Origin of the sequence: Paenibacillus solani, assembly GCF_050475945.1 — a bacterium.
In the GTDB taxonomy this organism is placed as follows: domain Bacteria; phylum Bacillota; class Bacilli; order Paenibacillales; family Paenibacillaceae; genus Paenibacillus_AQ; species Paenibacillus_AQ solani_A.
This window is the reverse complement of sequence record NZ_JBCMXJ010000017.1, coordinates 83094-96659: the sequence shown is the minus strand read 5'-3', so window position 1 is coordinate 96659 and position 13566 is coordinate 83094. Positions and strand designations below refer to the sequence as shown.

The window sequence follows — 13566 nt, the reverse complement described above, 5'->3', positions numbered from 1 at the left end:
ATATGACTCAGAAAATTGTAGGAGCTTTTCGAACGGAGAGTGAGGCAACCCGAGCCATCGAGGAACTGAAGCAGCAAGGATTTAGAGCAGATGAAATCTCGGTTATTGCCAAGGATCGCGACGAATCTTCACATATCCAGGATGAGACAGGGACAAAAGCACCTGAAGGATTGGCTTCTGGAGCGGCAACTGGCGGTGTGCTGGGCGGCGTCACAGGCTTGTTGGCTGGTCTTGGTGCACTGGCTATTCCAGGCGTAGGACCGATTATCGCTGCAGGACCGATCGCAGCCACCCTCACTGGAGCAGCCGTGGGTGCAGGGGCTGGCGGACTCGTCGGAGGCTTGATCGGTCTGGGCATTCCTGAGGAGCAGGCAGAGGAGTATGGCGGCTACGTGAATGAAGGCCATATTCTTGTCATGGTCGATGCGGATAAATCCAATGGGGGCCGGGTTTATGATATATTCCGGAATAATAGTGCGCTCAATGAACATCATTATCGAGAGGAAGGTACTTATGGCACCACAGGTACGCCGATAGATTCGCGTTCAGAGGCAGCTTCTGCTACCGAGGATGCAGTCCCAGATCCTAATCTGTATCAGGGATATGGTGATGGACACGGGGGCTCGGTGAGTCCAACGCGTGATGGTCTGGACCAGAACGATACACTAAAAAGATGATAATGCGGTATTCATATAGGAAGAGATCATGAACAAACCGCCCGGTAGATAACCGGGCGGTTTGTTCATGATCGATATTCTTGCTTCACGAAGTTTTACTGGAACACAATGACTACCGTTTGTTGCGTTGTCCCTGTCTACCTCCCGACCCATGTCCGGGACCTCCAGGTCCGCCGGGATGTCCAGGACCTGGTCCATGCCCAGGCCTGCCCGGATGCCATGGACCGTATCCATGGCCGTATCCGTGGCCGTATCCATGGCCGTATCCATGGCCGTATCCATGGCCGTATCCATGGCCGTATCCAGGATAAACAGGGTACCCTGGGTAGAACGGAGGGAATGGGTAAACCGGATATAATGGCGGGTAATATGGGTATGGATAGGAGGGGTAACCGGGAAATAGACCGCGAGTGCCAAGATTTGCTTGGGTTTGAAGCCCTCTTTTAGGGTAATGACTCAAGCCATACACCTCTTTCTATCAGATGGTTACTTCATTCTATGTAGGATCAAGAATAAGGGCACTCATCTAATTCGAAATAGGCAAACGGCTAAGGATATAACAAAGTCAGCAGGCAGAGGAACATGGACGCTTTCAGGATGCAAACCGCGTAGCCTATGGTCCTCCATTTTTCATCAAATATACTGGAGACCTGCCGTGTATGGAAGCGGGATCGGATCAAATATTATGCTGCCATTAGCACGGTGGGGGGATTCTGGATCAAACAAGATGGAGAGCAGTCCTTCATCATCCAAATGTAATGTTTCATTATCTAAGGTAAGGCGATAGGGACCGTGCGGGCCATCTGCTTGAATCATCCCCTCCGGGAGCAGAGGAGCCAGTTGATGAAGCAGCTGCGAGCCGCTTACCAAATACACGGTTCCATCGTTCCGGATATATTCAGGCAGGATGCCCGTAGATTGGATAAGTGCGGCAAGCTCCCTATCCTGCCATGGAAGGGGAACAGTCAGCTCCGCAAGGTTGTATGCTGTGATTGCTTCAGCTATCAATTGCGCTGCCGCTTCCGGACATCCTCCCCACTCTACCAAGGTGGCTTCTCGTGAAGGAGTCATCACGGTTCCAGGGACGGCGATGATAGCAAAAGCGGTCAACGCACCCTCTTCCTCAGCGACCAGGACTTTCTGCTCCAGGCGGATTACATTGGAGTATGCGCTTGCATCTAGCAGCTTGTTAAGCTCTGAAGCCGTTGAAGCATATCTTGCTTCCCGCTGCTCCATCAGTTTGTGTAGCTGGAACAGATCCTGGGGCTGCATGGTTCGGATATTGACCTGTTTTCCAGTTGTCGTCCGCAAGGGCTCAGCAACATCCGGAGATAATCGGAATCGGAGAGCGCGTCCGAACAAGCGACTGCCTGCTCGTGTGTAAAGTGATCTTCCGCCGGAGATGAGGATTAAGGATGCACCTGAAGCCTCCCCATGAAGAAAACATTGCTCCAAGAGATTGCCTGCGAGTCGTTGACCACGGTAATTCGGATCCGTACAGACAGAGCCGATGGAATATATATTTAACTCAGCGCCGCGGGTGTTGATGGTGAACGGAACAAATCCCATAAAGGATACCAATTTGTCTTGATCCCAGGCACCGTAGGAATGGCTGATTCCGGGTGAAAATATCGCAGGAAAAGAAACTCCCATAGACGGCTGTTCCGGCTGCTTTAGAAAAATACGGTTGGACAGCTCTACAGCTTGAGGTAATTGCTCGCTTTTCATGATAGAGATATGCATTGGGTTGTGGCCTCCTTATGTATGTGCTTGTTACCAGTATAAAGTCTTTCGGCGCAGTATTTCCAGTAAACGCTATCATATTTTTGCAACTGTTTATAAAGTACTCTAATTCATACCCGTTGCAGAGTTGGCAGATACCGCAGTACAGGCTTGTACAGATATGCGGAAAAGCAACCTTTTTCGGGTAATACTAAATGAATGAGTCTAAACAGAGGAGGGATGAGCTTGCCAAATTTTATCGATTCTATCATATTACTGTGCGGAGCCTTGCTTCTGACAGGTGTATTGACCACCAAGTTTTCATCACGGTTCGGCATGCCTGCCCTGGTTCTGTTTATTGCGATCGGGATGATTCTCAGCCGATTCATTTATTATGATAATGCGGAGCTCACGCAGCTGGTGGGCATCTTCGCATTGATTGTTATTTTGTTTCAGGGCGGCATGCAGACCGATTTTAAGGAAATTAAGCCCGTCCTTGGCCCCGCTATTTCCCTTGCGACAATCGGCGTCCTGCTAACCACAACAGTTGTCGGATTATGTGCTACTTATATTTTGAATATTTCTTTAAAAGAAGGGCTGCTGATTGGCGCCATTGTCGGTTCAACGGATGCTGCAGCAGTTTTCTCAGTGCTTGGAGGGACGAATCTGAAGAAGCGGATTCGTATGACACTGGAAGCGGAGTCAGGAAGTAATGACCCCATGGCCGTATTTTTGACTGTATCCATCATTGAATGGATCGGACAACCCGATATCCATATATTTGGACTGCTGCTCTCCTTCATTATGGAGATGGGACTTGGACTCGTGATTGGGGTTCTGATTGGGATGCTGGCTGTGTTTGTGATCAACCGTATTAATTTTGATTCCTCAGGTTTGTACCCCGTAATGGCTTTAGGTTTTGCCGTGATGAGTTATGCGGCAGCAGCTTGGCTTGGAGCCAGCGGATTGCTGGCCGTCTACGTAATGGCTCTGGTTCTCGGCAATGCGGAGCTGACGTACCGCAAGACGATTCAAGCATTCAACCAAGGATTTGCCTGGATGATGCAGATAGCTATGTTTGTGCTGCTCGGGCTTCTTGTTTTCCCTAATGAGTTGTCCAGGGTAGTATGGCAGGGTCTTTTGATGTCCCTGATCCTTATATTTGTTGCCCGCCCCATCGGCGTGTTCTGCAGTCTGTTGTTTACCAAATTTGCCGTACGGGAGAAAATACTGATCTCCTGGGCAGGTCTTCGTGGCGCTGTACCGATCGTGCTGGCTACATATCCTGTTCTGGCAGGCATTAAGCAAGGTGAATTATTCTTTAATGTGGTGTTCTTTGTTGTCCTAACCTCGGCGGTAATTCAGGGCACGACCATCTCCCCTTTAACGCAGAAGCTGTCGCTTATAGAGAAGGACAAATCCAAAACCCCGTCCTTATTAGAGCTCATGGCACTCGGAAAAGCGGAAACAGAGATCAACCATGTACTTGTAAATGACGACATGCCCATGATCGGCAAGGAGATACAGCAGCTTAACCTGCCGGATGATATTCTGTTTACGGCTATCATTCGAGAGAAAAGAATCATCACACCGAGAGGGAACACAGTTATTGAAGCAGGAGACACGCTATATGTTATGAATCCGAAGAAAAAGCGAAAAGATATGAAGCATATCCTGGGATTATCTTAAGAATGACTGGGCTCAAAGCTATATGATGCCCGTCATAGCGAACGAGTGAATGAATGAAATATGATGGGTATAAATATGAGGGGATTTCTTCATCCTATCTTCATCTGATGTCTTTTGAATTCCTTTGCAAATTAGACAGCATTCTGGTATGATTAATACAAGGATTTAGAATAAGTCTAAATACAATATTGAAGGAGACGATATAGATGAGCAACGTTACCCATCATGCCCAAGAAACGACAACGAATGAACTTCAGCAGATTTTGAATACGCAGGTTGCCAACTGGAGCTTGCTTGGCGTGAAGCTGCACCATTATCACTGGTTCGTCACAGGCCCACAGTTTTATGTATTGCATGAGAAATTTGAGGAGTTCTACAACACGGCAGCTGATTATGTGGATGAATTGGCAGAGCGTTTGCTGGCCATTGGCGGTAAGCCTGCAGCCAGTATGGCTCAATATCTGAAGACTGCAACTATCCAAGAGGCTTCTGATGAGAAGACAGCGGAGCAGATGGTCAAACAGCTGGTTGCTGATTTCGAGCAGCTTGCCGGCGAGATGAAGTCGGGAATTGAAGCTGCAGCTCAAGAAGGAGACGACGCTACAGCCGATATGCTGACCGGCATGGTAAGCGATGTTCAGAAGAATGCCTGGATGCTGAATGCATTCCTGGGTAAATAAGCAGTATTTCCAAATGTAAGAGAGGGAGATCGACCTGATAAAGGTTGATCTCTTTTTTGGTTATCCATAAGTTGCAGGTTGTATCGTTGAGTTATAAATTTAGTGCGTCTTTTTTTTTGTAGCAAACGTATATACCTATAGTTATTCTGATTTAGAGACAGGGGAGTAGTGAGGATGACAGGGATGGAATCACGACAACAGCTGGAATCACAGCTTCAGGGAATTTTGAAATGGGAGAAAGAGCAGAAGGACGTCATGTTTTGGGAAAAGCTCGGACGAATACCATTTATGCTGCTGGATCGTCTCACGCCCAAGGCTGTTCAAGAAAAAATCGGAAGCGCTCTGAACGAGGTAGGCGGATTTATTCAGAGTGGCGGAAAGCATTTGGTACGCGAACAATCGGTTATGAACATCCTGGCTAAGGTAGCAGAGGGAGAGGGAAGACACATTGATTCGAATGTCTCCGTAGCCCAAGATCTCGGGGAAGATTTGGAAACACCACCAGAGCAATCCACGCTTACGTTGACATCCGCTCCGGAATTGCCTCTTCATGTTATGGATACTGCAGCAGATGCCTTGACGGTAAAGCGAGTAAAATTCGCTGCAGCACAGGGAGCGGCAACAGGAATTGGTGGCGTATTAACGATCGCGGCCGATCTGCCGATGGTGCTTGGTCAATCGCTTAAAGTGCTGCAGGAAATGGCGCTTTGTTACGGGTATGATCCGAACGATTCCCGGGAACGGGTGTTTATCGTCAAATGCTTGCAGTTCGCCTCTGCTGATATCGTCGGTAAAAAAGCGGTGCTTGAGGAGCTCGCCAACTTTGATGATGAACAGGCGACGGAGCAGGTATTCTCGCAGCTGCAAGGCTGGCGTGAAGTCGTCCAGTCATATACCGATAACTTTGGGATGAAAAAGCTGTTTCAGCTTATTCCGATCGCTGGGGTCGTATTTGGTTCAATCAGCAATAAAGGGACTATAAGCGATGTAGCCGAAGCGGGGAAAATGCTGTACAAGAAGCGGCGTCTCCAATACCGGCTTCGGAATATGGAATATCCCTTGTAGTCGAAAAATCGACAGTACAAAAAAAAGCTGCCCACTGAAACGGGGCAAGCCTTTTTTTGTGAAGTAACGCAAATATATCCTTGCAAATTTTTTATCGATTATCCACTTTCTCAGGATACAAGTCATGGTTCATCAGACGATTGGCAGCGATCTCTTCATACTTCGTTCCCGGACGGCCGTAATTGCAGTAAGGATCGATGGAAATGCCGCCGCGAGGTGTGAATTTGCCCCATACCTCGATATATCTTGGATCCATCAATTTGATGAGATCATTCATGATAATATTGACGCAATCCTCATGGAAGTCACCATGGTTGCGGAAGCTGAACAGGTACAATTTCAGGGACTTGCTCTCCACCATTTTAATATCCGGAATATAACTTATATAGATGGTTGCAAAATCTGGCTGGCCTGTGATTGGGCACAAGCTTGTAAATTCGGGACAGTTGAATTTGACGAAGTAATCCCGGTAGGGATGCTTGTTGTCAAAGCTCTCCAGAATGCCCGGGTCATATTCGAATGTGTAAGTCGTGCCTTGATTGCCGAGCAGGGTAACGTCTTGCAATTCTTCTTTTTGTCTGCCACTCATGCTTCATAACTCCTTTATCAATCTATAATTAGTCCTTGGTCGTTTCCAATGGTGCTCCGGACAAAACTAAACTCCGCGTTTATTTCCCCAGACGAGGGTATGCAATTGCGGCAGAACACGCACATCGTTCAATCGGTCGGATTGCATGACAGCATCAACAAGCTGCTCATATCGACCCAGCAGATGGGAGACAAGCTCCGGCGTGTTGCCTGTGCCTACATTGGGATTGCCGGTTTGCAAATAAAAAGGCACATTTGGATAACGTTCATGAACCGTCTCTGCATAGGATAGATCTTTATCGTCGAATATCACCACTTTGAGGCTGTAAGTCCTCCCGGGGGGACGAGCCGATAAGCGGGAGATGATATCATCGAGCTTACCCCAGTCGGTATCCATGCCTGAACTGGGCGGTTTTGGAGAAATGGTGACTTCATCAATATCATTCAACCAATCCTGCCAGCGTGAGCCCTGAGTCTCCACGGCAACGGTAATACCATGTCGATGCAGCTCATCCACAAGCGTTCCGAGCTGGGAAAGAAGAGCCGGGTTGCCACCAGACAGTGTAACGTGATCAAAGCGTTCTCCGCCCAGGCGGTACAGTTCCTGCCAAATCTCCTCTGCATTCATAAGCGAGATGGTATCCTTAGCGGAACCGTCCCACGTAAACGCGGAATCGCACCAGGAACAGCGATAATCACAGCCCGCCGTGCGAACGAACATCGTTTTGCGGCCAACGACCATCCCTTCTCCTTGGACGGTTGGACCGAAGATCTCCATCACGGGAATCGGACGTTCCACCGTTAAGGTGGGAGACGAAGCACTGCCTGAATCATGAGCAGGCGTTACATGCGTATCATTCATGGATCATCCACTCCCGTCTGACCTCGGCATAGCTGGTTGGTGTCTCGAACAAGCGGACGAATTCCGTTCGTGCGCCTTGTTGTATATGGCACTCTCTACTGCTGAGGGCCTCCTCCATTTTTTCAAACAGCCAAACCACCATGTTTTCTGCAGTTGTATTCATTGGCGGCAGGGTCTCGTTCAAATAGCGATGATCCAAATAGGGTTCGATTTCCGTTTTCCAGCAATCCTTAATGTCTCCGAAATCGATGGTGATGCCGACTTCATTCGGGATACCGCTGATGCCAAAGACCGCTTTGTACGTGTGCCCATGCAGGTTTTTGCATTTTCCTTCGTAACAATGCAGATGATGTGCAGCATCAAAGGTAAACTCTTTGGAAACCAGTACCCGCTTCCGGTGGTAACGCAGGCTTGATGCATCGATGTCCTCGCCAAGCTTCTGCAGATGCTCTACAATGCGGAAAGCCCCGGGCTCACGGCTCATACTAGGCGCCCCCCTTCGGTCATGCGGGTACGGTGCTGTAAATATTTGTCGAGTCCCGCTTTTCTCAGCTTGCAGGCTGGACATTCCCCGCAGCCATCTCCCTTAATGCCGTTATAGCAGGTCAACGTATAATCACGAACATATTCGAGGGCATTCATCTGGTCGGCGAGCTCCCAGGTTTCTGACTTGTCGAGCCACATGAGCGGCGTATGAATGACAAATGGATAATCCATGGCCAGGTTCAGCGTAACGTTGAGCGATTTAATGAAGCTGTCCCGGCAATCGGGATAACCGCTGAAATCCGTCTCACATACGCCTGTAATCAAATGTTTAGCCCCGATCCCCTTAGCCAGGACAGCGGCAAAACTGAGAAACAGCAAGTTCCGTCCTTCCACGAAGGTCGTCGGCATGCCTTCGCCTTCGGCGATCTCAATATCGCTGCGCGTGAGCGCATTGGGCGCCAGCTGATTAAGCAGGCTCATATCAAGCACAGTTTGCTTTACACCCTGCTCTTTGGCAATTTGGGCTGCGCATTCTATTTCTAATTTATGGCGTTGGCCATAATCGAATGTGACCGTCTCGACCTCGGCGAAGCGTTCCTTCGCCCAGAAGAGGCAGGTGGTACTATCTTGGCCACCGCTGAAAACGACGACTGCTTTTTCATCTTTAAGCATAAAAAAACCTCTCATCCTTCATAAATTAAGAACAGCCTGACAGGGCTGATCCCGTAGAAGAAAGAGAAGTTCATTGAACTGAGTCCGTAAAAAAACAAGCCTTATTCTTAGGATGCGAGGCATCGAACAAGACACGATAGTTTTTTATAGAGGGAGTTCACGAACCTCTCCCACACACCGTTATAGGTGAGTGGATTGTCTTCTGTTGTCTAGTGACCACATAGGCCGTTTATCGGCTTGCAGTCTCATAATTTACTCCATTATAGCACGGCCCGGTTATTTGATAAACACTCCGCCAAAGGGAATTGCTTCCCGAAGAAAACGCTTGATGATTCCCTCGTCGTTTAATTCGTTCACGAGCCGTTGATTCTGGCGTCCTGCTTGAAACAACACATAACCGTCACCAGTCAGTTTCCAGTGATAGTTCATATGCTGGCTGGCCAGATGATTGCCGTATACGGTCAGGTCAAGCTTAGCTGCTTCGGGATACGCAATGATACTTCCTGCATCAACATACAGCGGCTCGGTAGGATGCAGTTTGACTTTGCAAACCGGGCCCTGTGTTAGAATGCCAATGCTTCCTTTGCCGGAAAACTTCATTTTTATGGCATCCCGGGTGACCAGCATATTTTTGATTTTTAGAATCCGTGTCTGCATCGTAATATGCTGAGTATAAAAGAAAACATGCCGAAAATCATACAGCATATCCTGCTCGCCTTCAAGCTGAATCTCATGCATGCTAAAGCCGGCAGGAAGCGCAGCCGTGAACTGGCTAGGCCCAGTAATGTCCGCTCGGATCAGCTTTTTCTTGCGGTAGATGCCTTTTACATTCATCAGACGGTCGCTGCGGCCCGAGGAGGGACCGCGGTAAGCTACGATCTGTTCTGGATGAAGAATATGGACCATGTCTCCATCAGTCAAGGAGAACGTAACCGCCTGACCTGCTCCGCTGCCAACTGCATCTTCCATCCGAATAATCATGGGCAAGCCTCCCTTTGTCTATATGAATGATATCGATTGAAAAGAGCTTGTCCTATTTAATACGGTTAGTCCTCCGCATGCCGAAGCGCAGGAGACGAATTATGACAAAATATCCGGCAGCCAAAGCCACGGCGGTGATGGCTATCGTCTTTAGACGATCTGCCCCTCGCTTTCGTACTGCCTCAGCCTCCTGAAGCTGGTGCACCATTTGGTTTAGCTGCTGATTCTGTTCTGCCAAATTGGAGTTTTGTTCTGCTAATGTTCCATTTTGCTCGAGCAGACGTTCAGCATCATTCTTGACTCTATCAAGTTCTTGCAAGGCCTGGTTGTAGTTGTTCTTGAGCTGATTAATTTCATCAGGGAGACTGGAAAATTGCTCAATACTATCATATACATTACCTAAGTAATTAGCGCTGGCGGTCCGTTCACCGGCAGGCAACGCGATCCCGGCAACGAGCAGTATAAGAGAGAGACGAATCAGCCTGGATTTTGTCGGTTTATGCATGAGGGATCACCACCATTCGAATATTGATAGTAAATACGTATCAGATTCCGACAGGTTTCTATTACTATACTTTACCCAAAATCGGGAGGGAAGTGAACCATTAGAAGACTGACTGTTTAACGTTCGCAAAGAGAGGGTAATGTAATGAAGTCAGCCCGCTTCAACCATCCAAACGAAACGATCATATACATGAGTTAACAGATAAAAGGAGATACGATGATGATGAAAGAGAATAATATGAAAAAAATTATGATTACTGTGAATGGAAAGCCTGTAGGGGACGGCCTATGGATCGATAAAGTGACTTACGCACCGATTCAACGTACGGATCGCTTTACGGGGGATTCGAAGTCCCATCCGGCTGCAGTAGTTGGTTAATATTTTCTGAAAAATACAGCTCAACCTTTAGAACCCGAAGAGATGCTTCGGGTTCTTTTTTATGTTTAGGAGCTTTTGAAGAATCTATTAGGGCTCATGAGTTTGGTTATAAAAAAAGAGAGAAAACGTGGAAATATGACGTTTAATGGAAGAAAAAGTTACAAAATAATACAATACTACTTTATACTAGATTGTAACGAAATCTAATATACATAACAAAACAAAAGAAAAGGAGTTTGAAGAAATGGCATTTTGTACACATTGCGGAAGTGAATTAGAGGAAGGAGTTGCACATCAATGCAAAGACGGACTTACAGCTAGCCATACGGAAGCAGCGGCATCCACGGAGCCTGAATCGGAACGAAGCGCACCGTTGCCGACTGGACCTACGAATGCTAAAACCGCCTCAAGCGTTCAGATTGATGGACAATTGCTGCTGAATTTATTGAAAAACCCGATGAATGCTCTGAATCTGCGAGGCGATCAGACAGGATTGATTTATGGCCTGATTGGTATCATCTCTAGCATCATCGGTTTTTGGTTGTTCGGACTCGGAGTTAGGCATCTTTTTTATTCAGGTTGGGGCATAATGTCGCTTGTCGGCGGCAATATTGGGCTAGGCAGCAGTTCACTTTTACTGGGGCTGTTTTCCACGGTGATCTTGTTGGGATCATTCTGGTTCACAGGGAATATGATAACGAAGAAAAAACTTGATATTAAAGAATTTGTTGCGAAAATGGGGTCATTTCAGCTTCCATTTGGAGTAGTTCTGATCATAGGTGGGCTGCTTAGTTTTATGTCATTGCAGCTGGCAATTCTCGTCCTGATATTTGCTCTGTTAGCAGCATTAGCAGCGAATAGCGCAGCTGTCATCCAGCTGTATCAGATAAGTTCAAACCAGCTGATTAAATTTATTGGTATGGCAATAGGAATTTATACGGTACTGCTCGCCATAGTCAATAAAGTATTATTATAATCACATTAAAAAGACCGCAGCTTATAGGGCTGAGGTCTTTTTTTTTGTCGAATAAAAACAGGGAACATAAATCCGTCGATTGAAAAATATAGTTATAGACTGTAGACACTGTGGGATTCTCCGCCTTATTTTAATTCCTGAGAAAAACTCGTATTTAATTCTGTGAAAATCTCAGTTTTACTAGGGCTTCCTGCCAAATCTTGCGGATCAGTTCCATCGAGATTGAATTTACCAGCCTGCATATTAATTACGCTGTACTGACCATAGCTGTTTTTCTTCAAAAAGATCAAATATTTGTTGTCTTTTTTCATTTCGGTATACCCTTCGTACGCAATTCTTTTTTTACCTTTAAACGTTTGATATAATCCGATGGGTTCAATCACTGTAAGATCTACTGCATCCTCTTCTGGACCTTTTAGTACCTTTTCCACATCAATCTCTGTAAACGTAGCAATATCAGCAACAAAGCCTTTAGGTAATTCAGTCAAATGTATCTCTCGGTCTTCAAAATCTTTGGTAGGGCTGCCAATGACAACTAATTCAGCATCATTTAATAGTCCATTACCTGTAGAATATCCAACATAATCCGAGGATACATATATGTCACGTACAGAATTATAAATAGCAAAATAATAAAAGCAGCATGTAGCAAGAATGAGAGCCAAAACAAGAGAAATAATAGTACTTTTCTTTTTTAGCAACATTAGATAATCCTCCCCAATTTATTTAATTCCCCATTTGTACTTCAATTCGCCTTTGTCGTAGGTTGAAGGGGAGGTTACGTTTCGGTTTTTAAATGTGTCGCTTCCGTCTGTCATGACTGATTGTGATCTTAAAGTTGAATTTATACGGTACTGCTCGCCATAGTCAATACCGTATTATTATAATCACATTAAAAAGACCACAGCTTATAGGGCTGAGGTCTTTTTTTGTCGAATAAAAACAAGGAACATATGTTCCATGACAGTGTGATGTCCATCCGAATTGGTACATTATTAGAAGAACAGGAAAGAGGTGGATGTGTTGCAGTCTGGCTTGTATTCGGATTTCACATGGAGTCACAGCCATGTATTCGCTGGCGACACTAGTCAAGTCTTTCTGCTGATCGAGTGGAGGACTGGTGTCATCAGGCAAAATAAGCAGTCCAAAGACATGAACCGGTGCATTGCTGAAGATATCCAACTGCATCTCCAATTAGGAGAAGATGTGCAGTTGGAATCTATGTATGGATGTCAAGGGGAGGTACTCAATGATCGTAATATCTCGTTGTCTTTAGGATCTCTGTTTGCAGGGAAAACCAAGCAATTAGTGCTTGGACTGAGAGTAGGAGCACGGCAATCCGGTGTATATCCCATCATAACGGCATTATGGACATATATGGATACTCAAAAACAAAAGGTGGTTTTACAGCCTTCCCGTACGATACCCTTACAATTCAGCAACCACACGGCATTAAAATACCGAAGAGTGGATTACCGTGTTGAGAAGGCGCTGAAATTCTATCAAAATGCTTCCGCATTGCAGCAAGCAAGGGGAGAGATGCAGCACGGGAATTTAGGGCTTGGGGAACGGCTTATTCTTAGGCAGGCAGACCAGATGCTGCTCTATGCCATTCGATTTGATGATATCGATTATTTGCAGGAGGCGGAGGTCCTGTATAAGTTAAATGGACTGTATAGAAATACCTTCGATCCATAATCAGTTCTGAAAACGCAAACATAAAAGGGACTATAGACGGGAAATTAAGTAGGAATAAAGAATCTGTATCTAAAAAAGGAAAAATGATATGAGGGTCGAATGTACTACTTAGTGATCAAGGAATATATGTCGAATTTACTAGACAGATAGGGAGAATGCCATATGACAGACCGACTGATCCGACTAATGAGAATCATAACCCTTGTACAAGCAAGGCCGGGAATACTGGCCCGTGAGCTCGCCGATCGTTGTGGAACCAGTGAAAGAACCATTTATCGGGATATGGATGCCCTCAGCGCAATGCATATTCCGATCACACACCAAGGCCGAGGCCGAGGTTATACGTTCATTGGGCATTTTGCAATGTATCCGCTTGGTTTATCTGAAGAGGAAGTACAGGCTTTATACAAGCTGCTGACGATTATGGAAAAAATCAAGCCGATGCTGCCCGATGAATTTGAAACCGCTTATGAGAAAGTGTTGGCTGCTGTATATAAGCAAAGCACGGAAAAAGCGGAGATTCAGGCTGGGGACCGAGAGGAAACCTTTACGAATTTTATACCTAATCCCAACGACTCGTAGCAAAT

Annotated in this window: 17 protein-coding genes; 8 read left to right on the top strand and 9 right to left on the bottom strand. The window is 46.3% G+C overall.

Going from position 1 to position 13566, the window contains the following annotated elements:
* Positions 1 to 2 precede the first annotated feature (2 nt).
* Entirely contained in the window at positions 3 to 677 is a 675-nt protein-coding gene (locus ABEQ74_RS22365) for a general stress protein (protein WP_430124361.1), read from the top strand.
* Here the strand turns inward: ABEQ74_RS22365 and ABEQ74_RS22360 are convergent.
* Positions 666 to 971: a hypothetical protein gene (locus ABEQ74_RS22360; protein ID WP_430124359.1), complete on the bottom strand. Its 306-nt coding sequence runs from the start codon at positions 969 to 971 to the stop codon at positions 666 to 668. The two genes, ABEQ74_RS22365 and ABEQ74_RS22360, sit on opposite strands and share 12 nt — an antisense overlap.
* A gap of 339 nt (positions 972 to 1310) precedes the next feature.
* Entirely contained in the window at positions 1311 to 2420 is a 1110-nt protein-coding gene (locus ABEQ74_RS22355; protein WP_430124358.1) for a GNAT family N-acetyltransferase, read from the bottom strand.
* Between the two features lie 219 nt (positions 2421 to 2639).
* Here ABEQ74_RS22355 and ABEQ74_RS22350 point away from each other — a divergent pair, with 219 nt between their 5' ends.
* The 3 genes from ABEQ74_RS22350 (at position 2640) to ABEQ74_RS22340 (ending at position 5833) form a co-directional block, all read left to right on the top strand.
* Entirely contained in the window at positions 2640 to 4088 is a 1449-nt protein-coding gene (locus tag ABEQ74_RS22350; RefSeq protein ID WP_430124357.1) for a potassium/proton antiporter, read from the top strand.
* Positions 4089 to 4294: 206 nt separating this feature from the next.
* Complete coding sequence (locus ABEQ74_RS22345; RefSeq protein ID WP_430124356.1) at positions 4295 to 4768, top strand: Dps family protein; 474 nt, start codon at positions 4295 to 4297, stop codon at positions 4766 to 4768.
* Positions 4769 to 4942: 174 nt separating this feature from the next.
* Positions 4943 to 5833, top strand: a complete 891-nt coding sequence (locus ABEQ74_RS22340) for an EcsC family protein (RefSeq protein ID WP_430124355.1) — start codon at positions 4943 to 4945, stop codon at positions 5831 to 5833.
* Between the two features lie 91 nt (positions 5834 to 5924).
* On the opposite strand, the gene queF is transcribed toward ABEQ74_RS22340, so the two are convergent.
* The 6 genes from queF to ABEQ74_RS22310 form a co-directional block, all read right to left on the bottom strand.
* Complete coding sequence (gene queF, locus ABEQ74_RS22335; protein WP_430124353.1) at positions 5925 to 6422, bottom strand: preQ(1) synthase; 498 nt, start codon at positions 6420 to 6422, stop codon at positions 5925 to 5927.
* A gap of 66 nt (positions 6423 to 6488) precedes the next feature.
* Positions 6489 to 7283: a 7-carboxy-7-deazaguanine synthase QueE gene (gene queE / locus ABEQ74_RS22330; protein ID WP_430124352.1), complete on the bottom strand. Its 795-nt coding sequence runs from the start codon at positions 7281 to 7283 to the stop codon at positions 6489 to 6491.
* Positions 7276 to 7767, bottom strand: coding sequence for a 6-carboxytetrahydropterin synthase QueD (queD, locus tag ABEQ74_RS22325; protein ID WP_430124351.1), 492 nt, complete (start codon positions 7765 to 7767; stop codon positions 7276 to 7278). Before queD ends, queE begins: the two co-directional genes overlap by 8 nt.
* Positions 7764 to 8441, bottom strand: a complete 678-nt coding sequence (gene queC, locus ABEQ74_RS22320) for a 7-cyano-7-deazaguanine synthase QueC (RefSeq protein WP_430124615.1) — start codon at positions 8439 to 8441, stop codon at positions 7764 to 7766. Before queC ends, queD begins: the two co-directional genes overlap by 4 nt.
* Positions 8442 to 8717: 276 nt before the next feature.
* A complete protein-coding gene (locus ABEQ74_RS22315; RefSeq protein ID WP_430124350.1) occupies positions 8718 to 9422 on the bottom strand; it encodes an AIM24 family protein in 705 nt (234 codons plus the stop codon).
* Positions 9423 to 9474: 52 nt separating this feature from the next.
* The gene (locus ABEQ74_RS22310) at positions 9475 to 9927 is read right to left on the bottom strand and encodes a hypothetical protein (protein ID WP_430124349.1); all 453 of its coding nucleotides are present in this window, start codon (positions 9925 to 9927) and stop codon (positions 9475 to 9477) included.
* Between the two features lie 219 nt (positions 9928 to 10146).
* On the opposite strand from ABEQ74_RS22310, the gene ABEQ74_RS22305 reads away from it, so the two are divergent.
* Both ABEQ74_RS22305 and ABEQ74_RS22300 read left to right on the top strand, forming a co-directional pair.
* Complete coding sequence (locus ABEQ74_RS22305; RefSeq protein WP_165593366.1) at positions 10147 to 10305, top strand: hypothetical protein; 159 nt, start codon at positions 10147 to 10149, stop codon at positions 10303 to 10305.
* Between the two features lie 244 nt (positions 10306 to 10549).
* Complete coding sequence (locus tag ABEQ74_RS22300; RefSeq protein ID WP_430124347.1) at positions 10550 to 11281, top strand: hypothetical protein; 732 nt, start codon at positions 10550 to 10552, stop codon at positions 11279 to 11281.
* A gap of 125 nt (positions 11282 to 11406) precedes the next feature.
* Here the strand turns inward: ABEQ74_RS22300 and ABEQ74_RS22295 are convergent, their stop codons facing one another.
* Positions 11407 to 11985 (bottom strand): hypothetical protein, encoded by a 579-nt coding sequence (locus ABEQ74_RS22295; protein ID WP_430124346.1) that lies wholly within the window; start codon positions 11983 to 11985, stop codon positions 11407 to 11409.
* Between the two features lie 316 nt (positions 11986 to 12301).
* Here ABEQ74_RS22295 and ABEQ74_RS22290 point away from each other — a divergent pair, with 316 nt between their 5' ends.
* Together ABEQ74_RS22290 and ABEQ74_RS22285 are read left to right on the top strand one after the other, a co-directional pair.
* Positions 12302 to 12979 (top strand): hypothetical protein, encoded by a 678-nt coding sequence (locus ABEQ74_RS22290; RefSeq protein ID WP_430124345.1) that lies wholly within the window; start codon positions 12302 to 12304, stop codon positions 12977 to 12979.
* A gap of 162 nt (positions 12980 to 13141) precedes the next feature.
* Positions 13142 to 13561 (top strand): helix-turn-helix transcriptional regulator, encoded by a 420-nt coding sequence (locus ABEQ74_RS22285; protein ID WP_430124343.1) that lies wholly within the window; start codon positions 13142 to 13144, stop codon positions 13559 to 13561.
* Positions 13562 to 13566: the final 5 nt, after the last annotated feature.

Coding starts and splice junctions, on each gene's coding strand:
- ABEQ74_RS22305 (WP_165593366.1), top strand. CDS start 10,147: ATGATGAAAGAGAATAATATGAAAAAAATTATGATTACTGTGAATGGA.
- ABEQ74_RS22315 (WP_430124350.1), bottom strand. CDS start 9,422: ATGATTATTCGGATGGAAGATGCAGTTGGCAGCGGAGCAGGTCAGGCG.
- ABEQ74_RS22285 (WP_430124343.1), top strand. CDS start 13,142: ATGACAGACCGACTGATCCGACTAATGAGAATCATAACCCTTGTACAA.
- queD (WP_430124351.1), bottom strand. CDS start 7,767: ATGAGCCGTGAGCCCGGGGCTTTCCGCATTGTAGAGCATCTGCAGAAG.
- ABEQ74_RS22350 (WP_430124357.1), top strand. CDS start 2,640: ATGAGCTTGCCAAATTTTATCGATTCTATCATATTACTGTGCGGAGCC.
- queF (WP_430124353.1), bottom strand. CDS start 6,422: ATGAGTGGCAGACAAAAAGAAGAATTGCAAGACGTTACCCTGCTCGGC.
- ABEQ74_RS22355 (WP_430124358.1), bottom strand. CDS start 2,420: ATGCATATCTCTATCATGAAAAGCGAGCAATTACCTCAAGCTGTAGAG.
- ABEQ74_RS22340 (WP_430124355.1), top strand. CDS start 4,943: ATGACAGGGATGGAATCACGACAACAGCTGGAATCACAGCTTCAGGGA.
- ABEQ74_RS22365 (WP_430124361.1), top strand. CDS start 3: ATGACTCAGAAAATTGTAGGAGCTTTTCGAACGGAGAGTGAGGCAACC.
- queE (WP_430124352.1), bottom strand. CDS start 7,283: ATGAATGATACGCATGTAACGCCTGCTCATGATTCAGGCAGTGCTTCG.
- ABEQ74_RS22345 (WP_430124356.1), top strand. CDS start 4,295: ATGAGCAACGTTACCCATCATGCCCAAGAAACGACAACGAATGAACTT.
- queC (WP_430124615.1), bottom strand. CDS start 8,441: ATGCTTAAAGATGAAAAAGCAGTCGTCGTTTTCAGCGGTGGCCAAGAT.
- ABEQ74_RS22295 (WP_430124346.1), bottom strand. CDS start 11,985: ATGTTGCTAAAAAAGAAAAGTACTATTATTTCTCTTGTTTTGGCTCTC.
- ABEQ74_RS22300 (WP_430124347.1), top strand. CDS start 10,550: ATGGCATTTTGTACACATTGCGGAAGTGAATTAGAGGAAGGAGTTGCA.
- ABEQ74_RS22310 (WP_430124349.1), bottom strand. CDS start 9,927: ATGCATAAACCGACAAAATCCAGGCTGATTCGTCTCTCTCTTATACTG.
- ABEQ74_RS22360 (WP_430124359.1), bottom strand. CDS start 971: ATGGATACGGCCATGGATACGGCCATGGATACGGCCATGGATACGGCC.